We start from the raw sequence: 9,620 nt of genomic DNA, 5'->3' as shown, positions 1-9,620 counted from the left end.
CGCAACGCCACGCACCAGATGAAGAAGCTCACCCTCGCGGACCTGAAAGCCTTCCGCGACCACCTGCGCATCCCCATCACGGACGAACAGCTCGAAGCGGACCTCTACCGGCCTCCGTACTACCACCCCGGCATGGACTCCCCGGAGATCCAGTACCTCATGGGCCGCCGCAAGGAACTCGGCGGATTCGTCCCCGAACGGCGGCCGGACCACGCGCCCGTGGAGCTTCCCGACCCCAAAACCTATGAGGTGGCCAAGCGCGGCTCCGGCAAGCAGCAGGCCGCCACCACCATGACCTTTGTGCGCCTGCTCAAGGACCTGCTCCGGGACAAGAAGTTCGGACACCGCATTGTGCCGATCGTTCCGGATGAATCCCGGACCTTCGGCATGGACGCGTTCTTCCCCTCGGCGAAGATCTACAACCCGGACGGCCAGGGCTATCTCTCCGTCGACCGGGAGCTTGTCCTGGCCTACAAGGAATCGGCGCAGGGGCAGCTGATCCACCCGGGCATCAATGAGGCCGGGGCAGTGGCGGCCTTCACGGCCGCGGGCACCTCGTACGCCACGCACGGCGAGCCGCTCGTGCCGGTCTACGTCTTCTACTCGATGTTCGGTTTCCAGCGCACGGGCGACTCCTTCTGGGCCGCAGCGGACCAGATGACCCGCGGGTTCATCATCGGCGCCACCGCCGGCCGCACCACCCTTACCGGTGAGGGCCTGCAGCACGCCGACGGCCACTCCCCCATGCTGGCCGCGACCAACCCGGCCGTCGTCACCTACGACCCCGCCTTTGGGTACGAAATGGGCCACATCATCCGCGACGGCCTGGAGCGGATGTATGGCGGCGCCGCAGGAAGCCACGCGGACCGGAACCTGATGTACTACCTCACGGTCTACAACGAGCCCATCTTCCAGCCGGCCGAACCCGAGAACCTCGACGTCAACGGGGTGCTGAAGGGCATCTACCGGGTGTCGGCGTCGGAGGTGACCGGGCCGAAGAGCCAGATCCTGGCCTCCGGCGTGTCCGTCCCCTGGGCCCTCGAAGCCCAGCGGATCCTCGCCGAGGACTGGGGCGTCTCCGCCGATGTCTGGTCCGTGACGTCCTGGACCGAACTGCGCCGCGACGCCATGGCCGCCGAGGAAGACGCCTTCCTCAACCCCGGCCAACCCGCACGCGTGCCGTTCGTCACCGAACAGCTCGCCGGCGCCACCGGCCCGATCGTCGCCGTCACCGACTACATGAAGGCCGTCCCGGACCAGATCCGCCAGTTCCTCCCGCACCAGTTCGCCTCGCTGGGTGCGGACGGCTTCGGCTTCTCCGACACCCGCGCCGCCGCCCGCCGCTTCTTCAAGAACGACACCCACTCGATCGTGGTGAAGACCCTGCAACTGCTCGCGGCGAGGGGCGACGTCGAGGAAGGCGCGCCGTCGTACGCCATGGACCGCTACAAGCTCCTGGATGTCAACGCCGGGACCACCGGCGGAGCGGGCGGCGACTCCTGAGCGTTGCGTTAGGGGCGCGCGCTAGTGTGGGCAGATGAGCGACAGCGGAGCCCTGAGCCCGACGACAGGCACGACGGCGGTGCTGCTTGCTGCCGGCGCCGGGACGCGGCTGGGGCTCGGCCCCAAGGCGCTGCTCCGGTTCCGCGGCCGCACGCTCGTTGAAGTGCTCGCTGACATGCTGTTGCAGGGCGGTTGCCGGGAAGTGGTAACAGTGCTCGGCGCTGATGCAGCAGCGGTCCTCGCCGCCACCGACCTCAGCCGGCACAAGGTCATCGAAAACCCTGACTGGGAGTCCGGGATGGGCAGCTCTTTCCGGGCCGGGGTTGCCGCGGCGGCTCCGGAGGATCACGTGCTCATCGCGCTCGTGGACCAGCCCGGGCTGACTCCGGACATGGTGGCCCGGCTGCTCGCGTCGCACCGGCCGCGCCGGGTAACGGCCGCCGCATACCGCGGACCCGACGGCACGCTCCGGCGCGGACACCCGCTGCTGATGGATGTCACGCTGCGTCCCGAAGCTGCCGCCTCGGCCGCGGGTGACGCCGGCGCCCGGCAATTCCTGCAGGCCCACCCGGACCTGGTTGATCTGGTGGACTGCAGCGACCTCTCCGGCGGCGAGGACCTCGACACCCCGGACCAGCTGCACCTCCTCGACTAGGGCCAAACGCCGTCGCGCACTCACCACCCCCAACAACGCGGGGTCAGATACGGCCCAAAAGACGCCCCAACATGGGCCGGATCTGACCCCGCGTTAGGTTTAGCGGGAGGGGGCGAGCAGCTCTTCCAGTCCCCGCTTGAAACCGGCCCTGCCGCCGTGGGCGGGATGCCTGATTTTCGGCACGTCCAGGCCGCTCTGCTGCAGGCTGCGGTACGCCACGTTCCCGACAGCCACCACGTGTTCGATGGAGAAATCCTCCGCCAGTGCCTGCCAAAACGGGGTTCCCAGTGCGGCCTCGGCAACGGTGGGGGTGCGGTTGGACAGCGGCCGCCCGGGCACATGGGTATGCCAGGGGCAGGCGCTCCAGAGCAGCGGCAGGAAGTCCAGTTCGGCCAGGACCTGCCACATGACCGTGGCCGTCGGCTCCGCCGCAATTCCGGCAGCTTCCGGCGGCAGCGCATATCCCTTCCCCGGCCCGAACAGCCCGAAACTGTTCGCGGGGCCCTGGAACATCGTGCGGTTGGTGAAGGGGACCCCGGTGATCCCCATGCCCCTGAAACCGGGGGCTTCCCCCACCAGCAACATCTTCGGGGAGCGGTCCAGCATTTCGCTCAGGTATAGCGCGAGGTTCCGCCGGCGCAGGGCGTTTCCAGGCACGGTGTGGTCGAAGAGATTGTTGCACCCCGGCCCGGTTTCGACGGCCGCGAGCCGGTCTATAAAGCCTTCGATGCTGGATGAAATCACTCGGGGACCGTTCCTTGGCAGCTAATTGGGTCAACCAGACTGTCCGGCCCCCTCCGCCGCCGACACACGCTAGCGTCCGGCACCCCCACACAACGCGGGGGGTGCTACCAGCGGGGGTGGATCGATTCGCGGAAATAGCGGTCGTAGATTTCGTGGACGCCGACGTCGAAAGTTGAGTCAATGCCCCTGACGTCCGCGGCGGCGGCATTGGAGCGCGCCTGGTCCGGGTTGCGTGCACCGGGGATCACGGTGCTGAGCCCGTCCTGCGCCGCGATCCATGCGATCGCGGCCTGGGCCGTGCTGACGCCGTCGGGCACCAGTTCCTCGAACTCGGCCACCGCCTTGAGCCCCTGCTCAAAGTCCACACCCGAGAAGGTTTCCCCGACGTCGAAGGCGGAGCCGGTGCGGTTGTAGTTCCGGTGGTCGTTCTCCGGGAATGACGTGTCCTTGGTGTACTTGCCGGACAGCAGCCCGGAGGCGAGCGGAACCCGGGCGATGACGCCCACCCCGGCTGCCAGGGCGGCGGGAAGCACCTCGTCCAGGGGCTTGAGCCGGAAGGCGTTGAGGATGATCTGCACTGTGGCCGTGCCCTCGTGGCGGATGGCTTCGAGGGCCTCGTCGGTCCGCTCCACGCTGACGCCATAGTTCCGGATGACGCCGTCGGCCACCAGGGTGTCCAGCGCGTCGTAGACCTCAGCGTTGCTGTAGACAGCCGTCGGCGGGCAGTGCAGCTGGACCAGATCGAGTTGTTCAACGCCCAGGTTGCGCCGCGACCGGTCCGTCCATTCCCGGAAGTTGGCCAGGTTGTAGTTTTCCGGCGTCTGTTCCACCCGGCGGCCCATTTTGGTGGCCACCGTGATGTCCAGGCCCGGGTTGTCCGCCAGGAACGTGCCGATGGCCTGTTCGCTGCGCCCGTCACCGTAGACGTCGGCGGTGTCGAAGAAGGTGACGCCGGCCTCGGCCGAAGCGGCAAGGATGGCCTGCGCCTGTGCCGGGTCCACGTTCCCCCAGTCCGAGCCGAGCTGCCATGTCCCCAAACCAACGATGGAGACGTTCCGTCCGGTCTTGCCCAACATTCGCTGTTCCATCATCCGACTATAGGCCTGAACAGCAACGCGGGGTCAGATACGGCCCATTAAGGCCCCTCCGATGGGCCGTAAGTGACCCCGCGTCGCTGCCCAGCACAGAGCGCATGTCCGACGGCGTCGGGCGCCTCTAGCTCCGGCTCAGGGCCTCGCCGCCGTGGCGGCCCCCGCCAGCGGCCATCCGATGACCGTCTTGGGCCGCGGAGTGGCATAGGTCCGGACTTTGGATGTGCTCAGCCCCAACCGGACCAGCGATTCGGCGATGGTGACGGCGGCCGCCACCCCGTCCACCACGGGGACGCCGGCACGCTTGCGGATCTCCTCGTCCAGGCCTGCCATGCCGCCGCACCCGAGGACAATGACTTCCGCCTTGTCCTCACGGACTGCCAGCAGGGCCTGTTCGATGATGGCCTCCACCGCGCGCTCCGGCTGCTCCTCCAGTTCCAGGACGGCCATTCCGCTCGCCCGGACGGAGGCGCACCGGGCATCGAGGCCGGCCAGCTTCAGCCGGTCCTGGATCAGCGGGACGGCACGGTCCAGCGTGGTAACCACCGAGTATTTGTGGCCCAGGAACATCGCGGTGCTCGCGGCCGCTTCGGTGATGTCAACCACCGGAACGTCGAGGAGCTCCTGGAGCCCTTCCCTGCCGTGCTCGCCGTAGCCAGCTTGGATGACGGCATCGAACGGCTCCGGATAGGACAGGACCCTGTCCATGACGGCGATAGCCGCAAGGTAACTCTCAAAGTTTCCCTCGCAGGAATCGGCGCCGAAGCGGGGAGTGAGCCCCACGATTTCCGTGTCCGGCAGCGCGGCCTGGCGTGCCTGGGCGGCGATGGAGTCTGTCATGGACTGCGTGGTGTTGACGTTGGCGACAAGAATGCGCATGGTGCTTCCGCTTTCGGACAGATGGGTTAGTGGTTGCTGGCGACAGCGATTGCTTCGCCGTCGACGTCCTCGAGCCGCCGCGAGCGGTCCGAGATGGCGTAGTAGATCGCCGCGGCGATTCCGGCTGCGACGAACCACGCGAACGGGGCGGCGGCTTCCAGCGCCGGAACAAAGGCGACCAGGAGAGCAACGCAGGCGGCAGGCACCAAAGCGATGATCGCCCGGGGATTGAAGCCCTTCTTGTAAAAGTAGGCTCCCGCCGGATCCTCGGTGTAGAGCTCCAGGACGTTGACCTTGCCGCGGCGCAGCAGCCAGTAATCGGCCATTACGACGCCGAACAACGGGCCGAGCAGCGCTCCGAGTCCACCCAGGAAGTACACAATCACGATCGGGTTGTTGTACAGGTTCCACGGCAGGATGACGAGGCCGATCGTGCCACTGACCCAAGCCGCCTTGCGGAAGTTCAGGTGCTTCGGGAAGAGGTTGGTCAGGGCATAGACGGGAGCCACAAAGTTGGCCATAAGGTTCACTGCGATGGTCAGGATCAGTAGCGCAAGGCAGGCCAGGACCAGGAACATCGTGTTCGGGATGGTCTGGACGATGTCCGACGGGCTCTTGATGATCGTGCCGTTGATCTTGAACTGGCCGCCGGCCATGACCACCACGATCGCGCCGAAGAGGAGCATGTTGATGGGGATGCCCCAGAAGTTGCCTCGTACCACCGCCTTCTTGGAGACGGCGGACCGGGTGAAGTCACAGAAGTTCAGGACGAACGTTCCGTAGATGGAAACCCACAGCGCACCGCCGGCGAAGATGGTGCGCCACATTTCGGCGCCTTCGAGGGCGTGGTTCGAGGTCCAGGCGATGGAGCCGCCGGCCTGGACGAAGATCCAGATGGCCATGGCCGCCATGGTTACCAGGATGATGGGCCCGGCGAAGGCTTCATACTTGCGGATCATTTCCATGCCGAAGCTGACGATGACCAACTGGACGATCCAGAGGAACACGAACGAGGCCCAGCCCAGCGTGGAGAGGCCGAGGAGGGAGTTGGCGTCCAGCTCCCGGAGCGAGGGGACCATGGCCACGAGCATGACGCGGAGCACGACAGACGCCAGGTAGGTCTGTATACCGAACCACGCGACGGCCACCGCCCCGCGCAGGAGGCTGGCGATCTGTGCCCCCCTGATGCCGAAGCTGATCCGGCTCATGACCGGGAACGGGACACCGGTCTTGACGCCCATAAAACCGGAGAAGCTCAGTAGCCCAAACAACAGGACGGCTCCGACGCCGAGGGCGAGAAGGATCTGCCAGCCGCCCAGTCCGAGGGCGAAGAGGCCGATGGCGAAGGCGTAGTTTCCGAGGCTGTGGACGTCATTGGCCCAGAGGGTGAAAATGCTGTAGCTGGTCCAGCGCCGGCCTTCCCGCTTCGTCGGGGCAAGGTCAATGTTGTAGAGGGAGGGGCTGATCGTGCGGCCGGAGGCGGCGCTGGCTGCTTCACAAAGTGCGTCGACACCCATGGACGGGTGGGTAGCTTTGCTCAAGTCAGCTGCGGTCTCGGTAGCCGGTTCGACGCCGGTCAACGGGGTCGTCTGCATCGTGATCTCGCTTCTTTAAGATGTCTTCCATGCGTTCCGCGCTGGGATATGTGCCGAGAACTACCGGCAGGAGCGTCATTGCATTCATTCCACAATGCGGAATATGGGTATCGAGTAGTGAAATAACGGTATGACCTGGATCACGTATCAGTCAAGGGTTGCCGGAATGCGGCCAGTCACAAACGGTTGCTACGGCCCCAGGCACACCCCAGCCCGCCCTCACCGAATCCCCGCAGGAACAGCAACGCGGGGTCAGGTACAGCCCATGTCCGGCCCCGGCATCGGCGGTATCTGACCCCGCGCTGGTTTTAGCGGGAGGGGGGCCAGGCCGGCTTCCTTGAGACCCAAGTAGATCTTGTCGCGGGAGATGGGCAGCTCCGAGAACCGAACGCCGGTGGCGTTCCGGATGGCGTTCGCGAGCGCCGGCGCCACCGGGTTGAAGGGGCTCTCGCTCATGGACTTGGCGCCGAGCGGGCCCAGTTTGTCGCTGGTGTCGGCGAAGTACACCTCGCTGCGCGGCACGTCCGCGAAGGAGGGGATGTGATACTGCCGGAGGATGTCCGTGGTGACGCGGCCGGCGTCGTCCACCCTGAGTTCCTCGTACAGCGCGGCGCCCAGGGCTTGGGCGATGCCGCCTTCGATCTGGCCGCGGCACTGGCGCGGGTTGACCACCACGCCGGCGTCGGCCGCCTGGACGCTTTGCAGGATCCGCAGCTCACCGGTCCCGGTGTTCACGGCCACCCGGAAACCCTGGACGTTGAACGCAACGGAGCGCGGCGTTCCGCCCCAATGGCCCTCGGCGGCGAGTTCGACGCCGGCGCGTTCGGCGGCGTCGTAAATTTCCGTCAGCGGCACGCGGGTTCCGTCGCAGACTACGGCGTCCGTCTCTAGCACGCACCCGGCGGCGGGGATCTGTCGGAGTCCGGCGGCGAAGGCGCGGATGCGCACGGCGAGGTCCTCGGCGGCGGCGAGGGTGGCCTTCCCGGCCACCACGGTGCCAGCCGAGCCGAACGCCCCGGAGTCGTGGTCGACGAGGTCGGTGTCGGACTGCCGCACCGTGACACGGGCGGCGGTGGTGGACAGGGCGTAGGCGGCAAGCTGGGCGTGGACGGTGGTGGTTCCGTTGCCGAATTCGGCCGTCCCGACGGCGGCGGCGTAGGTCCCGTCGGGCAGGAGCCGGAGCCGTGAGTGGGCAAAGTGGCCGCGCGGCGGGACGGTGTCGATCATGGACAGGGCGGAGCCCTCTCCCGTGACCCAGTCCGGGCCGAGGTCCTCGAGTCCCCCGGTCCGGTAGCGTTCCCCGCCGCGGGCCAGGGCGTCCTGCACCAGCCGGGTGCACTGGTCCAGGCCGTAGCTGCCGTACCGGACGTCCTCCTGTGGCTCGTCGCGCGTGGACAGCATGTCGTCTCCTTCGCGGACCATGTTGCGGCGGCGGAAATCCATGGGGTCCATGCCGATCCCGGCGGCGAGCTCGTCGATGCCGGATTCGATGGCGAAGATCATCTGGCTCAGCCCGTAGCCGCGGAAGGCGCCGGACGGAACGGTGTTGGTGTAGACGGCGTGGGCGTCCACTTTCTTGTTGGCGCACTTGTACACCCCCAGGGACTCGCCGCAGCCGTGGAACATGACGCCGGGCGCGTGGTTGCCGTAGGCGCCCGTGTTGGTGATCACCTCCAGCTGAAGGGCGGTCAGCCGGCCGTCGCGGCTGGCGCCGGCCTTGAGGTGGATGGTGAACGGATGCCTGGTGGTGGCCGCCGTGAACTGTTCAGCCCGGGTGAATTCAAGCTGCACGGGGCGTCTGAGTTTCAGGGCGGCGAGCGCCACGACGTCCTCGGTGAGCACCTCCTGCTTGCCGCCGAAGCCGCCGCCCACCCGTCCCGCGACCACCCGGATCTGGTCCTCCGGCAGGCCGAAGACCCGGCCCAGGGTCCGCCGCACCAGGAAAGGGACCTGGCTGGACGTGCGGATCTGCAGCCGTCCTTCACTGTCGAAGGACGCGATGGCGGCATGGGTTTCTAGCGCCGTGTGCGCCACCCGCTGGGTGCGGTACGTGTGCTCGTGGATGAAGTCCGCCGCCGCGAATCCTGCCGACGCGTCGCCGAGTTCGGAATGCAGTTCCGCCACAACGTTCCGGTCCGGCCGGCTGATGCGGGATGTGTCCGCGTCCTTGTCGCCGTGGATGGCGGGAGCCCCGGGGAGCATGGCGTTCTCCGGGGTGAAGACGGCGTCCCGCAGTTCGTAGTCGACCCGCAGTGCGCGCACCCCGGCTTCGGCCTCCGCCACGGTGCCGGCAACGACGGCGGCGACCCGCTGGCCGATGAACCGCACGACGTCGTCGAACACACGGGTATCGTCCGGGTCATCGGTGAAGTGCTCGTGCTGCGCGGTGGAAAACAGCTGGGCCGGGGAGTCCTCGTGAGTGAAGACCGCCGCGACGCCGGGAAGCGCCAGCGCGGCCGTCGTGTCGATGGAGCGGATCCGGGCGTGCGCGTGCGGGGAGCGCAGCAGCTTCATGTGCAGCAGTCCGGGCAGTTCTTCGGCCGGGACGTCCAGGGTGAAGCGGGCCCGTCCCGTGACGACGGCAAGGCCGGCGGGTGCCGGCACGTCGTCGCCCAGCTGGCCGGGAAGCGGCTCCGGCCGGCTGGCCCTGGCGGCTCCCGCACCGGCAGCCGGGGAGCCCGGTGCCGAGAGGTCGGGGTGCCCTTCCGGCCCGCAGACGGCATCCCCGATGGCGCGGTAGCCGGTGCAACGGCACAGGTTGCCCTTGAGGTTCCGCGGCAGGTTCGCCTTCTGCTCGTCATCGAAGGTGGCCGCCGTCATCACCATGCCTGCGGTGCAGAAACCGCACTGGAAACCCTGCCGGTCCAGGAACTGCTGCTGCATCGGGTGGAGTGCGGCGGCGTCATGTCCGCCGGAGGCACAGGTGGCAGCCAAACCTTCGATGGTGGTGACGGCGCGGCCCTCGGCCCGGACCGCGGGAAAGATGCAGCTGTGCACCGGCATGCCGTCCACATGGACCGTGCACGCACCGCAGTCGCCGGCGTCGCACCCTTTCTTCACGCCGAAGTTCCCCTGCTCGCGCAGGAACGTCCGCAGGCACTGGCCGGGACGGGGTTCGGCGTCCGCCGGGACGCCGTTGATCTCGATGGACAT

Annotated in this window: 7 protein-coding genes; 2 read left to right on the top strand and 5 right to left on the bottom strand. The window is 67.5% G+C overall.

Annotated elements, in window-relative coordinates:
* Positions 1-1,503: transketolase-like TK C-terminal-containing protein (locus tag C8D78_RS15515; RefSeq protein ID WP_425266710.1), on the top strand; the 1,503-nt coding region annotated here is incomplete at its 5' end.
* Between the two features lie 34 nt (positions 1,504-1,537).
* Positions 1,538-2,158: a nicotine blue oxidoreductase gene (nboR, locus tag C8D78_RS15510; protein WP_120954751.1), complete on the top strand. Its 621-nt coding sequence runs from the start codon at positions 1,538-1,540 to the stop codon at positions 2,156-2,158.
* Positions 2,159-2,257: 99 nt separating this feature from the next.
* On the opposite strand, the gene C8D78_RS15505 is transcribed toward nboR, so the two are convergent.
* From C8D78_RS15505 to C8D78_RS15485, 5 genes are all read right to left on the bottom strand, one after another.
* Complete coding sequence (locus C8D78_RS15505) at positions 2,258-2,902, bottom strand: uracil-DNA glycosylase (protein WP_120954750.1); 645 nt, start codon at positions 2,900-2,902, stop codon at positions 2,258-2,260.
* A 104-nt stretch (positions 2,903-3,006) separates the two neighbouring features.
* Positions 3,007-3,990: an aldo/keto reductase gene (locus tag C8D78_RS15500; RefSeq protein ID WP_120954777.1), complete on the bottom strand. Its 984-nt coding sequence runs from the start codon at positions 3,988-3,990 to the stop codon at positions 3,007-3,009.
* Positions 3,991-4,128: 138 nt separating this feature from the next.
* Positions 4,129-4,872: an aspartate/glutamate racemase family protein gene (locus tag C8D78_RS15495; RefSeq protein WP_120954749.1), complete on the bottom strand. Its 744-nt coding sequence runs from the start codon at positions 4,870-4,872 to the stop codon at positions 4,129-4,131.
* Between the two features lie 26 nt (positions 4,873-4,898).
* Positions 4,899-6,467: an NCS1 family nucleobase:cation symporter-1 gene (locus tag C8D78_RS15490; RefSeq protein WP_120954748.1), complete on the bottom strand. Its 1,569-nt coding sequence runs from the start codon at positions 6,465-6,467 to the stop codon at positions 4,899-4,901.
* A gap of 252 nt (positions 6,468-6,719) precedes the next feature.
* Positions 6,720-9,620: a molybdopterin-dependent oxidoreductase gene (locus tag C8D78_RS15485; RefSeq protein ID WP_120954747.1), complete on the bottom strand. Its 2,901-nt coding sequence runs from the start codon at positions 9,618-9,620 to the stop codon at positions 6,720-6,722.

Source organism: Arthrobacter oryzae, from assembly GCF_003634095.1.
Lineage (GTDB): Bacteria > Actinomycetota > Actinomycetes > Actinomycetales > Micrococcaceae > Arthrobacter > Arthrobacter oryzae.
Note: the sequence above shows the minus strand (reverse complement) of the source record. Positions and strands in the feature narration are given on the sequence as shown.

Bases quoted from the DNA above. Each gene is read 5' to 3' on its own strand.
- C8D78_RS15495 (WP_120954749.1), bottom strand. From the start codon at position 4,872: ATGCGCATTCTTGTCGCCAACGTCAACACCACGCAGTCCATGACAGAC.
- C8D78_RS15490 (WP_120954748.1), bottom strand. From the start codon at position 6,467: ATGCAGACGACCCCGTTGACCGGCGTCGAACCGGCTACCGAGACCGCA.
- C8D78_RS15485 (WP_120954747.1), bottom strand. From the start codon at position 9,620: ATGTCCATCGAGATCAACGGCGTCCCGGCGGACGCCGAACCCCGTCCC.
- C8D78_RS15500 (WP_120954777.1), bottom strand. From the start codon at position 3,990: ATGGAACAGCGAATGTTGGGCAAGACCGGACGGAACGTCTCCATCGTT.
- nboR (WP_120954751.1), top strand. From the start codon at position 1,538: ATGAGCGACAGCGGAGCCCTGAGCCCGACGACAGGCACGACGGCGGTG.